Raw genomic sequence first — 14,461 nt, 5'->3', positions numbered from 1 at the left:
CGGCGTGGAACAAAGACGCCGGGAAATCGTACCTTTCGTGGACAGCATGACCGAGAACTCGCCCACTATCAACCGTCGCCGATTCGTTCAGGCGACTGTCGCCTCGACAGCCATACTCGGAGGCGTCTCGTCGGCAAATGCCCAATCCGGGGGGAACGCCCAGTTCTCCATCGAACAGGACGGGAAATGCATCCCCATCGAACCGCTCTCGATGTCGGGACTGCCGGTCGAGGAGTTTTACGACTACCGAACGCCGGACACCGACCCGTCATCGTACAAGTACGCCTCCTTCGGGACGGAGAACCTCCAACGAAAGGACACCAGCATCCTCTTCCTCTACAAGGGACCGAAGGGACTCAGCCTCGTCATGATTCACGACAAAATCGACGCGGGCAAGGGCGGCGCGGTGACGTTCCGGATGACCAGCCTCCCCGTCAAAGGGAAGTTCGTCGTCAAGGACGACTCTTACGACGCCTCCACGAACCGAGACACGTTCGACTACTCGAAACACCGCAACTGGAACGGCAAGGAAACCGCGAGTGCGAACGTCAGTTGGACGTGGCAGGAAGGTCGCTCCGACGGAGCCGTCTATCGCGGACTGGGGAACGACTTCAAGTTCACTATTCACCCGCAGTTCAACAAACAGGCCGTATTGGCGGGTGAAGGCGGCGTGTACGACGGCAAGATTAAGAAATGGGAGGTGTTGTCGGGTGACGTGAGCAACCCCACCCGTACGAAGCTGAACATGAACAAGGCCGTCACCATCTCCTCGAAACCGTGTCAGTCCGAAACGACGACGCAGACGACCCAGCAGACGACGGAAGGGTCGGGACAGACGACCACCTCGACGGAGGGGACGACGACGACGACTCCGCCATCCAACGAAAGCCAAGGCTTCTTCGGTAAGCTCTGGAGCGGATTCATCTCCCTCATCGAGGGAGTCGTTAACTTCTTCACCAGCCTGTTCTGACGCGAGGCAACGTTTTTCGCGGCAGACGCGCCGAATAAAAAACGGGACGGCTAATTACTCGTCCTGTCCGAGGATGCCGCGGTGAGTCATCGCTTCGGGGTCGATGATCTCGTTCGCTTCCTCCTCGCTCAGGTACCCCTTCTCGATGACGACTTGTCGGACGGTCTTGCCCTCCTTGAGCGCCTCCTTCGCGGCTTTCGACGCCTTGTCGTAGCCGATGTGCGGATTGAGCGCCGTGGCGAGCGCCATGCTCTGTTCGACCTGCTCCTCGCAATATTCCGCGTCGACGTCGAGCTTTCGCACGAACTTGTCCGCGAACGTCTCGCTGACGTTCGAGAGGAGCTCCGCCGATTCGAGGAAGTTGTGCGCGAGGACGGGTTTGTACAGATTGAGGTCTATCTGACCCTCTGCCGCGCCGTACTCGACGGTGGTGTCGTTACCGACGACCTGCTTGTGGACCTGATTGACGGCTTCCGCGACGACGGGGTTGATCTTGCCGGGCATGATGGAACTGCCGGGCTGGTTCTCGGGCTGGTCGATTTCGCCGAGTCCGTTGCGCGGTCCCGACGCCAGCAGGCGGAGGTCGTTGGCTATCTTGTTGAGCGACCCCGCGACGGTGCGGAGCGCGCCGTGCGCCTCGGCCATCGCGTCGTGGGCGGCCTGCGCCTCGAAGTGGTTGTCGGCCTCGCGGAATCGGATGTCGGTCTCCTCGCTGATGTAGTCGGCGGCGAGCGCGGGGAACTCGGGGTGGGTGTTCAGCCCCGTCCCGACCGCCGTTCCGCCGAGCGCGAGTTCGCTTAGGTGGTCCCTAACGTGGTCGACGCGGGAGAGTCCTTTCTCGATTTGCGAGCGGTAGCCGCCGAACTCCTGCCCGACGCGAACGGGGGTGGCGTCCTGCAGGTGCGTGCGACCCGTCTTCACCACGCCGTCGTACTCCTCTTCTTTCTCCGCGAGCGCCTCGCGGAGGGTGTCGAGGGCCGGAAGCACGTCCTTCTCGACGGCTTCGAGCGCGGCGATGTGCATCGCGGTCGGAATCACGTCGTTGCTCGACTGCCCGAAGTTGACGTGGTCGTTCGGGTGGATCACGCGGTCCCCGATTTCCTCCCCGTAGATTTCGGCGGCGCGGTTGGCGATGACCTCGTTCGCGTTCATGTTCGAGGACGTGCCGGACCCAGTTTGGAAGATATCCACCGGGAACTGGTCGTCGTGCTCGCCCGCGATAACTTCGTCCGCAGCCTCGACGATGGCTTCCGCCTCGTCGTCCGCGATCATCCCGAGTTCCTCGTTCGCCTGCGCAGCGGCCTTCTTCACGATTCCGAGCGCGCGGATGAACCGCCGCCCGAACGTGATTCCCGAGATGGGGAAGTTTTCGACCGCGCGCTGGGTCTGTGCGCCCCAGTAGGCGTCCGCCGGAACTTTCATCTCCCCGAGGCTGTCCTCCTCGATTCGATAATCCTCGTCGCTCATGCGTGTGGAAGGTCGATGTGGGCGAGCGTAAAACCCATCGAAACGGGGCTACCGAAATAGGGCTACGAGGCCGAAGCGACTGAATTCAAACACTATCGCGGCTGTAAGCATTCACTCGGAGTAGAATTAATTTAAAAATAATTAAGTAGCTCTTACCGAATAGGTAAATAGACGCATACCGAGGCATCAATATGACAGGCGATAACGACAACGGATTGAATCGACGGACGTACGTCAAAGGAATGGGTCTCGCCGGGACTGCCGGAGTCGCTGGCCTCGCCGGATGCACCGGCGGCGGCGACGACGACAACGGCGGCGACAACGAAAACAAGAACGACGACGGAAGCGGAAAGGACGGTAACACGGACTACAAGAAGCTCGAACTCCAGCACTGGTGGACGGGCGGCGACGGTAACGCCGCGATTACGGCCCTTCTCGACGGATTCAAGAAGGAGTACCCGGACATCGAAGTCAAACCGAACCCCATCGCGGGTGGTGCGGGACAGAACCTGAAAGACGTCGTGAAAAAGCGCGTCCTCCAAGGCAAACCGCCGAGCTCGTGGCAGGCGTGGCCCGGAAAGAACCTCACGCCCTACGTCGAGAACGACATCCTCCACGACATCAGCGATTCGGTCTGGTCGGAAAACGGGATGAAGGACGCCTACCGGAGCGGTCCGAAGGACGTCGCCAAGCTGGACGGGAAGTTCGTCGCCGTTCCGCTGAACATCCACCGGCTGAACAACCTCTTTTACAACACGAAGGTCGTCGAGGACGCGGGCGTCGACCCGAAATCCATCTCGAAGCCGTCCGACCTCACCGCCGCGATGAAGAAGGTGGAGAGCAACACGGATGCGGTCGGGATGGCCCAGCAGACGAAATCACCGTGGTCCACCCTCCAACTGTGGGCGCAGGTCCTCCTCGGCGAATCCGGCGTGAAGACCTACAACGCCGTGATGAGCGGCAAGGTCGATGCGAACAAGAAGGCCGTGAAGAACGCCCTCTCCATCGTCAAGGAGTACAAGGCGCACTTCAACAAGGACGCCGGGTCGCTCGACTGGCAACAGGCCAACAAGAAGATCCTCAAGGGCGAGGCCGCGTTCTTCCACCAGGGCGACTGGGCCGCGGGCATGTACCGCGAACAGGAGAACTTCGAGTACGAAAAGCAGTGGAACCACGTTCCGTTCCCCGGAACCGAGAAGATGTACGCGCTCAACATGGACTCGTTCCCCTTCCCGAAACAGAACCCGTCGCCGAAGGCGACCAAGAAGTTCCTCCAGTACGTGGGTTCGAAGGACGCACAGGAGCGGTTCAACCCCAAGAAGGGGTCGATTCCGCCGCGGACCGACGTCTCCAAGGAGAAGTTCGGGCCGTTCCTCTCCCAGCAGATGGATGACTTCAAGAACTCGAAATCTCAACCGCCGTCCGTCACCCACGGATTGGCGACGACGCCGGAGACGCTGACGAACCTGAAAGACGCGATGGCGTCGTTCATCTCGAACTGGAACGTCGATAAAACGGCCAACCAGTTCTCGAACTCGTTCAACTAACTCCGACACCCATACCAATTTTTCCACATGCAACGGACATACAGAAAATTGAAGCGGTTGGTATCCGGCGAGGACGAATCGCTCCGTGCCGACGGTGGAACGACGGTCGAGCGCGCGGAGAGCGAGTCACTGCTGTCGAGCGAGTTCGTCCAGAGCCTCCCGTTCTGGTTGCCGCCGTTCCTGCTGATGGGCTTTTTCGTGTACGGTGCCATCGGCTGGAACTTCATCATCTCGCTCACGGATTTCGAGACGTTCCAGCTGCCGACGTACAAACTCTCGGCGCTCGATTTCGAGATGTACCGGCAGTTGTTCAACGACCCGGGATTCTGGACGGCGGCGCGGAACACGCTCGTCCTGCTCGTCGCGTTCACCGGGTTGTGTCTCGTCTTCGGGTTGGTCCTGGCCATCGTCGTCGACCGAGACATCCGCTTCGAGAACACGTTCCGAACCATCTACCTGCTCCCCATGAGCCTCTCGTTCGTGGTGACGGCGAAGTTCTGGGCGTGGATGTACAACTTCAACAGCGGGATGATCAACGTCACCTTCCGGAGCTTCGGTCTCGACTTTCTGGCCCACCAGTGGATAAGCGACCCGACGACGAAGTTGGCCGCGGTCATCTTCGCGCTCATCTGGCAGTTCAGCGGGTACGCGATGGTCGTCTACCTCGCGGGCTTGCGGGCGATTCCGGACGAGCACTTCGAGGCGGCGCGGGTCGATGGCGCGAGCACGTGGCGCATGTACCGCCGCGTCATCGTGCCGCAACTTCGGGCCTCGACCGTCAGCGCGGCGGTCGTGCTCATGGTCTTCGCGCTGAAGGCGTTCGACTTCCTGTACGTGATGTTCGGCCGCCAGCCCGGTCCCGCCGCGGACATCCTCGCGACGATGATGTACCGCGAGGCGTTCGGTTCGCTCCACTGGGCGTACGGGTCCGCCATCGCCATCGTCCTCTTCGTGATGGCGCTGGCAGTCGTGACGCCGTACCTGTACAACGAATATCGACGAGGTGAACTATGACGACACGACTTCAACGGAGGCAGCGATGAGCGGAACACCGGCCGCACCCGACCCAGAAAATCGGACGTGGACGGACCGGGTGAGACACGGCGTTCGGACGACGAGCGCGAGCAGGGCGCTGTTGTACGTCGTGTTGTTCGCGCTCGTCGCGTTCTACCTCGCACCGCTGGAAGCGGGCATCATGACGGCGTTCAAGACCCAAAACGCGTTCAACACGTCGCTGCCGTTCTTCCCCCCGGTCGGGGACGGGTTCACGCTCGAAGCGTGGCGCGTCGCGTTGGACAAGCTTCAGTCCGGGTTGGTGAACAGCCTGCTGTTGGCCATCCCGGCGACCGTCCTGTCGGCGACGCTCGGTAGTTTCGCCGCCTACGGCATCACCAACGTCGATTGGAAGTACCAGATGCCCATCGTCGCGCTGTTCGTCGCGGGTATCTTCATCCCGTATCAGGCGGTGCTGGTGCCTCTCGCACGGTTGTTCACCATCGTCGACACGCAGGCGCTTCTCTCGCCGCTGTGGGGACTGCCGTTCATGCACGAGTACTACGCGAACCTCATCAATCTCATCATCGCGCACACGGCGTACGGGATTCCCATCACGTTCCTGCTGTTCCGGTCGTACTACCGGAACTTCTCGGACGAGATGTTGGAGGCAGCGCGACTCGACGGCGCGAGCGTGTTCAGCATCTACCGGAACATCGTCCTTCCGCTGTCGAAGCCGATGTTCGCCGTGACGCTCATCTACCAGTTCACGCAGGTCTGGAACGACCTCCTGTTCGCGCTGGTCATCATCCCGAGCGGGAGCGGTTCCTCGGCACCGGTGACGGTCGCGTTGAACAACCTGAGCGGCGGTATCATCCAATCGTTCGGCCTGCAGATGGCCGGGGCGTTCATCGCGGCGATACCCACGCTCATCGTCTACGTCCTGTTCGGAGACCAGTTCGCGAAAGGAGTTGCAAGCTAATGATATCGATATACACGACACAACGGAGGAGTACGGATGGCTAAGCTCACACTCGACGGCGTGACGAAGGTGTTCGACGACGGCGGCGACGACATCGTTGCGGTCGATTCGGCGGACGTCGACATCGACGACGGCGAATTCCTCGTCCTCGTCGGCCCGTCTGGATGCGGAAAATCGACGACGCTCCGCATGATAGCGGGGCTCGAAACCGTCTCGGCTGGCGAGATTCGCCTCGGCGAGACGGTCATCAACGACCAGCCGCCGACGACGCGGAACATCGCCATGGTGTTCCAGTCCTACGCGCTCTATCCGCACATGAGCGTACGCCAGAACATGAGCTTCGGGCTGGAGGAATCGACGGACATGCCGAAAAGCGAAATCACGCAGACGGTCGAGGACGCCGCCGAGATGCTCGGCATCGCGGACCTCCTCGACCGCAAACCCGGCGAACTTTCCGGCGGGCAACAACAGCGGGTCGCGCTCGGCCGCGCCATCGTCCGGGACCCGGAAGTGTTCCTGATGGACGAGCCGCTGTCGAACCTCGACGCGAAGCTTCGGTCGCAGATGCGCACCGAACTCCAGCGGTTGCAGGAGGACCTCGGCGTGACGACCGTCTACGTCACGCACGACCAGACGGAGGCGATGACGATGGGCGATAAAATCGCCATCCTCAACGACGGGAAACTCCAGCAGGTCGCCACCCCCATCGAGGCGTATCACCAACCGGCGAACCGATTCGTCGCCGGGTTCATCGGCGAGCCGTCGATGAACTTCTTCGAGATGGAGCGGAACGGCGATTCGCTCGTCGGCGAGTGGTTCGAATATCCGCTGTCCTCGGAGACGGCAGCGGAACTCGACGACGCCGAGCGCGTGACGCTCGGCGTCCGACCCGAGGACGTGGAACTCGTCGCCAGCGGCAGCGGCGACCACGAGTTCCGGACCGTCGTCGATGTCGTCGAACCGATGGGTAACGAGAACAACGTCTACCTTCGGTTCACGGGCGGCGACGAGTCGAAACCGATGGAGGAGCGGGAAACCTTCGTCGCGACGCTCAGCGGAATGCGAACCATCGAGGACGGGCAGGAGGTCATCGCCCGGATTCCCGAGGAAGCGATACACCTGTTCGATGCCGAGACGGGAACGGCGCTTCGCAACCGGCGTCTCGACCAAGAGGCGACGATTCCGAATCGCTGATTCCGAGTCGCTGATTCGAATCGGTATTTGAAATCTCGACCTACCGCTGGTCGTACTCTTCTGGCGTGTACGTTTTCAGTTCGAGCGCGTGGATGTCCGTCGTCATGTGGTCGCCGAGCGCGTCGTACACCAACTGGTGTTGTTCGACCAGCGACTTCCCCTCGAACGCCGGGGAGACGACGGTCGCGGCGAGGTGGTCTTCGTCGTGGACGCCCCGCGGGTGGCTCACGGTCGCGTCCGCGTCGTCCAGTTCGGATTCGATGAGTTCGGCGACTTCGTTCGCGTTCATGGACGACCCTTTTCCGTCGGCGACCAAAAGACGACGGGTTCGAACACGCCGACGGTCGAATCAGGCGCGGACGATTTCGTCGAGTCGCCCGACCGTTTTCGCGTCCGGTTCCGTCCCGTTGCGGTCGCCCGACAGTTCGACGCGCTCGACGGGGGGGCGTCTGTATTCGGTGTAGACGTTCCAGACGGTCCCGTCGTCGGCTTCGACGGTGAACTCCTGAACGTCGTCGTCGGGTTGCCAAACGCGGGTGATCTTCCCCTCGACGGTCCCGCCGCCGCTCGACTTTTCCGGCGACCAGTCGAACGCGACCGCCATCCCTTCCGTTACTTCGTTCGGTTCGAGCGTCCTGTCAGTCATCATCGACCGTAGCGCCTCGACCACCCTGAACGTACTGGCCCTACGTCCACTGGTCGAGGCCGGTCTGGGTGATGCTCTCTTCGATGCGCTCGAAGCCGCGCGCCACTTCGTCCTCGCGGATGTCCCACTCTTCGGTGACGTACTCGCGCGCCGCCTCGATGTCCGGGTCCATCTTCGGGTCGAACTCGAACTCGTCGGTCACGTCCGGGTCGAGGAACATCCCGCGGATGACGTCCACGTTCTCGATGTACGCGTCCCGTTCTTCGAGGACGCCCCAGAGGTCGCCGTGCTCTGTGACGCCCTTGAGCGCCGTCTTCGGGCCGACGCCGGAGACGCCTTCGTTGAAGTCGGTGCCACAGAGGATGGCGATATCGACCAACTGCTCCCAGGTGATGTCGTGTTCATCGAGTGTCGCCTCGAAGTCCATCAGTTCGGGGTTCCCCTTGCTCGTCAGTTGGCGAAGGGTGAGCGGCGCGCCCAGCAGGAGCGCGTCGTAATCCTCCGTCCCGGTGTAATCGACCGCGCCGGTTCGTGCCATGTGCGCCGCCTGTGCCTCGCCCTCCGCGGGCGCTTCGATGACCGGAACGTCGAGCAGGTCGAGCAGTTCCCGCGTCGTCTCCTGAATGACGGGGGTGAGTCGCTGCGTGTGGGCGTCGAGCCGCGCGACTTCGATTGCGTCGCCCTCCTCGCGCGCCTCCTCCAGTCGCTCCTCCAGTTTCTCGCGCTGTTCGCGCCGGTCCTCGATTTCGTCGCTCTTGAGGTCGGTCACGTGTCCGTCGAAGACGAACACCGGCGTCAGGTCGTGCTCGAAGAACTTCGGTAGCCCCTGGACGACGCCGACGAGATTGGCGACCTCGGTCCCGTCCTCGGTGGTGTACACCTCGTCTCGCGTCCATTTCACCGTCGTCGTGAGGTAGCGATAGAGCCAGTTGTGCGCGTCGATGGCGACGAGCGACCCCTCGATGTCGTCGAAGCTGATCTCTTCGAGGGACGCGAGCTGTCGAAGTGCGGAGTTTCCCATTTGGCGACGCTACGGGCGGGAAGGGCTTCAAAGCACCCTCTTCGATGCGTCGAGGGGAGCCCGCGACACGGAAAACGACAAAAATGAGCGAGAAACCCGACCGACTAACTGCCGGAGTCGGTCGTCGTGGTCGTGGTAGTCGTCGTCCCGGAACCGTCGTCGGTCGTCGTGGTCGTGTCGCTCGTCCCCGTCGTTGTAGTCGTCCCCGTTGTTGTAGTCGTATTCGTCGTTGTGGTTGTATCCGTGGTGGTCGTGTCGGAGTCGTCGCCGTTCGTCGTAGTCGTCGTGGTCGTTTCGGAATCCGACCCCGACCCACGTCCGAGCGCGGCGTCGAGTTGCGCTTTCGTCTTCTTCGGGTTCACCGTCGGTGCCGTCACCGTGTCGCCGACGACGATGCGGGGAACGGCCGAAATCGAAATCTCGTGTACCTGGTCCATCGTCCGTTCGATTTGGGACTGGTACTTTTTCGCCTCGATTTGCGAGGTGATTTTGGAGAGGTGGCTCACGTCGGCCTCCTCGGCGATACGGACGAGCGTCTCCGTCGTCGCCCATCCCGGCGAACTGTTCTGATTTTGGAACATCGTGCCGAAGTACGTCCAGTAGGATTTGGGGTCCTCGTTCCAGACGGACAGTCCGGCGCGTGCGGCGCGGGGTTCGTCCGGGCCGTGGAACCCTTCGCCGTCCTCGTAGGCGACTGCGCGGAACTCGATGGCCACGTCGCCGGGTTTCACGTACTCCTCGATGAGGGTCGGTAGGATGTTCAGGACGAAATCGTGGGTGTACGGGCACTTCCACGCGCCGTAAAACTTCGCCGTCACCGAGGCGTCGTCGTCGCCCATCGTCGCGTACTCGTTCTCGGTCGGCTTGCTCGGCAGCGGAACCGAACGGTACGCTTTCGGCGACGGTTCGACCTTCTCCGGGGGACCCTCGTCGGACGCCGACTTCGAGTCGTTTTCGGTGTCGGTCGTCTCCGGGGCCGCCGGGCCCTCCGTGGTAGTCGACTGTTCGCCGCCGGACCGTTCGCTCGTCGTCTCGGAACTCCCGTCTTTCGAGAAGGCCGAACACCCCGCAATTCCGGCCGAGAGTCCCGCCCCGATGACGCCGAGCACTCTTCTTCTGTCGTCTCTCACTACGATATGGAAAGGGATACTCCACCTTCGTTAATAGGGCGTTAATAGCTGAATGAACGGGTCGAGAACCGCGAAAGCGCACCGCGCTCGAATCGGGCGAGGGACCTCGAAATTCACTCCCGCGGGGGAGTCGTTCCCTCCTTCGACGCAAGAAACGCTCGCTCCCCCGGCGAGAGGTCGCGCTCGCGGTAGCGGTCCAAGCCGTCCTGATAGCGCTCGCGCCCCGCTACGGGACGTGGGTGTTCCAAGACGAGTTCGGCTAATCCGGTGTCCTCGCCGGTGAATCCGAACCCCGCCCGGTAGAGCGCTTGGTACGCGTAGGGGTTGTTTACCGCGATTCTCACGCGGTGATATCCTCGGTCGTGAATCCGCTCCGTCGTGAATCGTGCGAGTTTCGGGCCGATGCCCTCGCCGCGTCGGTCGGCGTGCACGGTCACGTACCGGAGCCACATCGTCCCGTCGTCGGTTCGGTCCTCGTTGAACGCGATGGCGGCGACGACCGAATCGTCGCCGAAGCTCACCTGCGGACGTTCCGACGGCCGCTCGGCGCGGGCGACGGCCTTCCCCGTGTTCGACATCACGAACTTGCCCGCGTAGCTGAACCGCTCGTAGTCGAGGCGTATCTTCGGTCCGTCGTCCGACCAACCCAATACCGCGAACTCCATGTCTCCTGGTTTCGACGCGACACACATCCATCCATCGGGGCGGTCGCGGGAGAACGAACGTCGGTCCCCGCCGGGTTTTATGCGCCCGCCCTCGTTGTTCCAATATGGCCCCTACCGACGGTGACATCGGACACTTCGACCGCATCGCGCGCTTTTACGACTCCTTCTCGCCGGAATCAGACTCCGACGTCCTCCGCGAGGGACTCGAACAGGCGGAGCGTCCGATAGAGCGAATCGCCGACGTCGCCGGGGGAACCGGTCGTGCCGTTCGGGCCTTGGATGGGAACGAGGAGGTCGTGGTCGATGCGTCGGCGGGGATGCTCGCACAGGCCCACGGTCACGGCTTGGCCTGCGTGCGCGGCGACGCTACGAGACTGCCGCTGGCGAGCGAGTCCGTCGATGCCGCCGTCGTCTCCGACGCCCTGCATCACATCGGCGACCCGGACGCGACGCTCGCGGAGGTCGAGCGCGTCCTCCGGCCGGGCGGCGTGCTCATCGTCCGCGAGTACAACCCGGCGACGATTCGCGGGTGGTTCCTCGTCCGCGGCGAGCACCTGCTGGGGATGGACTCGACGTTCGTCACGCCGGAGACCTTGGTTCGGAAGTTGGACGCCGCGAATCTCGTTCCGCGCGTTCGAAGCCGCGGGTTCGACTACACCGTCGCGGGCGTCAAGCCGACACCGGGAACGCCATAACCCCGGCGTCCCAACACCGTGTATGAGCAGCGCGTTCGGCACCCGACGGTTCGACCGCTCGTCAACCACGGCAGGACTGGTCATCGGCGACGTGGTGGTGTTGGTCGTCCTCCTCGCAATCGGAGCGATGCGACACAACGAGAACGTCCTCGCGCGTCCCGTGTACTTCGCCGGGATCGTCGCGCCGTTCCTCATCGGATGGATAATCGCGTCGCTCGTCGTCGGACTGTACGGTTCGCGCGCGCGCCGGTCGGTCCGCAGTTCGGTGCTGTTCGCGGACGGAACGTGGGTCATCGCCGCGCTCATCGGAGCGGGCCTTCGCGCGACGTCGTTTTTCCACGGCGAGTCGCCGCTCACGTTCGTCCTCGTCATGCTCGGCTTCGGACTGCTCTTCATGACCGTCTGGCGACTCGTGGCGAGCGTCGCGTCGAACGCGTTGTGACCTCCCCGTTCCGCCGGTCAAAGGCTGGCTCCGCGGCCCGTAGCGTGAAGTGACTCCCGACTGTGGATTTCGTGATGTCATCCATCCCGACGGAGTTTCAGGAGTTGTTCGAGAAACCGGTGTTCGCGTACTTCGCCACGCTCACGCCGGACGGCCTGCCGCACGTAACGCCGGTGTGGGTCGATTACAACGCCGACGAGGATAGAGTGCTGGTCAACACCGAACGCGGTCGGCGGAAGGAGCGAAACGTACGGGAGAATCCGAAAGCCGGAGTGGGGATGACGGACCCCGACGACCGCTACCGGGCGCTCTCCGTCCTCGGCGAGGTGGACGAAATAACCGAAGACGGTGCCCGGGAACACATCGACGAACTCTCACGGCGATACACCGGCGAGGAGTACCAACCGGAGATTCGAACGGCGCGGGTCCTCCTCAAAATCCGCCCCGACGAGGTTATCGCTCACGGCGGGGACTGACGGACCGCGTTCAGACGGTGACGCGCCGATATTCGACGTACGAGTACAGCGTGAGGTAGGCGGAAGCGAGGAGCACCGGCCCGACCATCAGGTAGATGGCGTACTGCGGGACGAAGACGGCGAGCACGGCGATGACGCCCGCCAGTTTGAACAGCGGCCCGGCGCGGGTGTGCGTCTTCTGCCACACGTCGTCGTTCGAGAGCGTCCACGGGGTTTTGATGCCGACGAACCAGTTGCGCTCGACGCGATTCATGAGCGCGCCGACGAAGTAGAACAACACGCCCATCGCCGGTGCGAGGACGGTCGTGAAGTTGAACCGGTAGCCGAGGTTCCACAGGATGGTCAGCAGGTGGACGTACAGCATGAAGGCGACGAACAGGACGACGAACAGGTCGTAGTACTCCCGAAACGCCGCGACATTCTCCCGGAGCGGGTCGATGCGCGGAAGCGCGGCGAACAGGACGAGGAGTCCCGCGGTCAGCGTCGGGAGAAACAGCAGGCCCCACAGTTTCGGCATCGTTCCGTCGGCGGCACCGCTCGCGTTCCAGTGGGTCGCCATCTGGCCCGGCATTCGGGGGTAGAAGTACGCGCTGAGGCCGAACGAAACGACGACGAGCGCGAGTGCGACGAAGTACGATTTTCTCCCCTTCATAATCGATAATTGTTCTCGTACCAATATAAACCTACGCGGGTTTCCTCAAACGCAACCCTGATTGACCTCCGGTCGGTCCGTTTCGCCATGAGTACTACCGATATCGATTATTCTGCACGTGCGAAAGACGTGCTCGGCTTCTCCAGATGGTGGCAGGTCGCCGCCGCCGTCGTGATGATGGGACTCGTCAGTCCCTATCAGTACGTCTGGTCGTCCATCCGTTCGCCGATGGCGAACCGCCTCGCCATCGACCCGGCGGCGCTCGGCGCGGTGTTCACCCTCTTCGTCATCTTCCAGGCGGGGTCGCAGTTCCCGGTCGGGTGGTGGCGCGACAGACACGGCCCGCGTGCGCTGACGCTGCTCGCCGGACTCCTCGCGGGAGGCGGCTACCTCGGCCTCTCGCGTGCGACGAGCGTCTGGCAGTTGTACGTCCTCTACTCGCTCGGGGCCGTCGGGGTCGGCATCGTTTACACCGTCGCGGTGAACACGGCGCTGAAGTGGTTTCCCGACCGGCGGGGCCTGACGACCGGACTCGGGACGATGGCCTTCGCGGGCGGGAGTGCGCTGGTCGTTCCGTACGTCCGGGCGAACGCGACGGCCGCGAACTATCCCGGCGTCCTCCGGAACATGGGCCTACTCATCGGAATCGGAATCATCGTCGGTGCGGTCGTGCTTCGGGACCCGCCGAAGGGGTGGCTCGAAGCGACGACGAACGGGGGCGACGACGCCGGTTCCCACGCCGACCCGACCGCGAGAAAGCAGTACACGTGGCGGGAGATGGCGGGGACGTGGCAGTTCTGGGTGATGTACGTCATGTTCGTCTGCGCTAGTGGGGCGGGGCTGATGCTGACCGCGAAGGTCGTCTCCTTCGCCGAGAACCTCGGTTTGGCCGCCGTCATCGCGACGGTTTCGGCGACGGTGTTGCCGGTCGCGGGCGGCGTCGGCCGTCTGGTCGTCGGGGACGCCTCGGACCGTCTCGACCGCGAGAGGGCGATGGCGGCGTCCTTTTTCCTCTGTGGAATCGGCCTGTTCGCCGTCGTCTGGTTCGCTCGCGCGGAGTCGAACGTCGGATTCATCCTTGCGGTCATCGTCGCCACGTTCTTCTGGAGTCCGCAGTACACGCTGTTCCCGAGCGTTGTGGGCGACTACTACGGCCGTGAACACTCGTCCGCGAACTACGCGCTCCTCTACTCCGGCAAGATGTGGGGCGGGGTGTTCGGCGGGGCGGTCACGGGCTTTCTCATCACCGCGACGGGGTGGACGACGGCGTTCCTCGTCGGCGGCGTGCTCGCAATCGTGGCGGCGGTCGGCGCGCTGTTCCTCCGTCCGCCGACGGACAGCTAATTATTCGAAGCGATTTCTCCTGGAAATTTCTGCCGATGGTTAGCACGGTTATCAGTGGCACGATTTGGGCGGTGGGGTGAATTACTACTGGGCATCACCGAAGCTCCCGAAAGTCGAATATTCGCGCGTTTCCGCCCTCGTATTCCAGACGCATCTCTATAAGTTATGAGTGCTATTTCCGTAGATTGCTTAGAGCATTCTCAAGGCATACAGGAAACAGCTGCTTTTCCTACGGGA

Annotated in this window: 16 protein-coding genes; 9 read left to right on the top strand and 7 right to left on the bottom strand. The window is 62.7% G+C overall.

What is annotated here, in order from left to right; all coding sequences use genetic code 11:
- The first annotated feature begins 46 nt into the window (after window positions 1-46).
- On the top strand, window positions 47-970 hold the full coding sequence (locus V5735_RS05040) for a hypothetical protein (protein ID WP_423745357.1): 924 nt from the start codon (window positions 47-49) through the stop codon (window positions 968-970).
- Between the two features lie 54 nt (window positions 971-1,024).
- On the opposite strand, the gene V5735_RS05035 is transcribed toward V5735_RS05040, so the two are convergent.
- A complete protein-coding gene (locus V5735_RS05035; RefSeq protein WP_423745356.1) occupies window positions 1,025-2,437 on the bottom strand; it encodes a class II fumarate hydratase in 1,413 nt (470 codons plus the stop codon).
- Window positions 2,438-2,628: 191 nt separating this feature from the next.
- On the opposite strand from V5735_RS05035, the gene V5735_RS05030 reads away from it, so the two are divergent.
- The 4 genes from V5735_RS05030 to V5735_RS05015 are packed head-to-tail and all read left to right on the top strand — an operon-like array spanning window position 2,629 to window position 7,153.
- On the top strand, window positions 2,629-3,984 hold the full coding sequence (locus V5735_RS05030) for an ABC transporter substrate-binding protein (RefSeq protein WP_423745355.1): 1,356 nt from the start codon (window positions 2,629-2,631) through the stop codon (window positions 3,982-3,984).
- Between the two features lie 27 nt (window positions 3,985-4,011).
- Window positions 4,012-4,998, top strand: a complete 987-nt coding sequence (locus V5735_RS05025) for a carbohydrate ABC transporter permease (protein ID WP_423745354.1) — start codon at window positions 4,012-4,014, stop codon at window positions 4,996-4,998.
- A gap of 25 nt (window positions 4,999-5,023) precedes the next feature.
- On the top strand, window positions 5,024-5,959 hold the full coding sequence (locus V5735_RS05020; protein WP_423745353.1) for a carbohydrate ABC transporter permease: 936 nt from the start codon (window positions 5,024-5,026) through the stop codon (window positions 5,957-5,959).
- A 36-nt stretch (window positions 5,960-5,995) separates the two neighbouring features.
- The gene (locus tag V5735_RS05015; protein WP_423745352.1) at window positions 5,996-7,153 is read left to right on the top strand and encodes an ABC transporter ATP-binding protein; all 1,158 of its coding nucleotides are present in this window, start codon (window positions 5,996-5,998) and stop codon (window positions 7,151-7,153) included.
- 40 nt (window positions 7,154-7,193) lie between these two features.
- Here the strand turns inward: V5735_RS05015 and V5735_RS05010 are convergent, their stop codons facing one another.
- The 5 genes from V5735_RS05010 to V5735_RS04990 form a co-directional block, all read right to left on the bottom strand.
- Window positions 7,194-7,442, bottom strand: coding sequence for a BolA family protein (locus V5735_RS05010; RefSeq protein ID WP_423745351.1), 249 nt, complete (start codon window positions 7,440-7,442; stop codon window positions 7,194-7,196).
- A 60-nt stretch (window positions 7,443-7,502) separates the two neighbouring features.
- The gene (locus V5735_RS05005) at window positions 7,503-7,799 is read right to left on the bottom strand and encodes a hypothetical protein (RefSeq protein WP_018128649.1); all 297 of its coding nucleotides are present in this window, start codon (window positions 7,797-7,799) and stop codon (window positions 7,503-7,505) included.
- Between the two features lie 40 nt (window positions 7,800-7,839).
- Window positions 7,840-8,820: a flap endonuclease-1 gene (gene fen, locus V5735_RS05000; protein WP_423745350.1), complete on the bottom strand. Its 981-nt coding sequence runs from the start codon at window positions 8,818-8,820 to the stop codon at window positions 7,840-7,842.
- 104 nt (window positions 8,821-8,924) lie between these two features.
- Complete coding sequence (locus V5735_RS04995) at window positions 8,925-9,950, bottom strand: thioredoxin domain-containing protein (protein WP_423745349.1); 1,026 nt, start codon at window positions 9,948-9,950, stop codon at window positions 8,925-8,927.
- Window positions 9,951-10,063: 113 nt separating this feature from the next.
- Window positions 10,064-10,615 carry a GNAT family N-acetyltransferase gene (locus tag V5735_RS04990; RefSeq protein ID WP_423745348.1) on the bottom strand — a complete coding sequence of 184 codons (552 nt, stop codon included), beginning with the start codon at window positions 10,613-10,615 and terminating at the stop codon, window positions 10,064-10,066.
- Window positions 10,616-10,719: 104 nt separating this feature from the next.
- Between V5735_RS04990 and V5735_RS04985 the strand changes: the two genes are divergently transcribed.
- The 3 genes from V5735_RS04985 (at window position 10,720) to V5735_RS04975 (ending at window position 12,228) form a co-directional block, all read left to right on the top strand.
- Window positions 10,720-11,310 (top strand): class I SAM-dependent methyltransferase, encoded by a 591-nt coding sequence (locus V5735_RS04985; RefSeq protein WP_423745347.1) that lies wholly within the window; start codon window positions 10,720-10,722, stop codon window positions 11,308-11,310.
- A gap of 22 nt (window positions 11,311-11,332) precedes the next feature.
- Window positions 11,333-11,752, top strand: coding sequence for a DUF3054 domain-containing protein (locus tag V5735_RS04980; RefSeq protein WP_423745346.1), 420 nt, complete (start codon window positions 11,333-11,335; stop codon window positions 11,750-11,752).
- Window positions 11,753-11,826: 74 nt separating this feature from the next.
- Window positions 11,827-12,228 carry a pyridoxamine 5'-phosphate oxidase family protein gene (locus V5735_RS04975; protein WP_423745345.1) on the top strand — a complete coding sequence of 134 codons (402 nt, stop codon included), beginning with the start codon at window positions 11,827-11,829 and terminating at the stop codon, window positions 12,226-12,228.
- Window positions 12,229-12,238: 10 nt separating this feature from the next.
- On the opposite strand, the gene V5735_RS04970 is transcribed toward V5735_RS04975, so the two are convergent.
- Complete coding sequence (locus tag V5735_RS04970; protein WP_423745344.1) at window positions 12,239-12,880, bottom strand: SdpI family protein; 642 nt, start codon at window positions 12,878-12,880, stop codon at window positions 12,239-12,241.
- 87 nt (window positions 12,881-12,967) lie between these two features.
- Between V5735_RS04970 and V5735_RS04965 the strand changes: the two genes are divergently transcribed.
- Window positions 12,968-14,224 (top strand): OFA family MFS transporter, encoded by a 1,257-nt coding sequence (locus tag V5735_RS04965; protein ID WP_423745343.1) that lies wholly within the window; start codon window positions 12,968-12,970, stop codon window positions 14,222-14,224.
- Window positions 14,225-14,461 lie beyond the last annotated feature (237 nt).

This window comes from Haladaptatus sp. SPP-AMP-3, assembly GCF_049568665.1.
GTDB classification, from domain to species: Archaea; Halobacteriota; Halobacteria; order Halobacteriales; family Haladaptataceae; genus Haladaptatus; species Haladaptatus paucihalophilus.
This window is presented reverse-complemented; position numbering and strand designations above follow the sequence as displayed.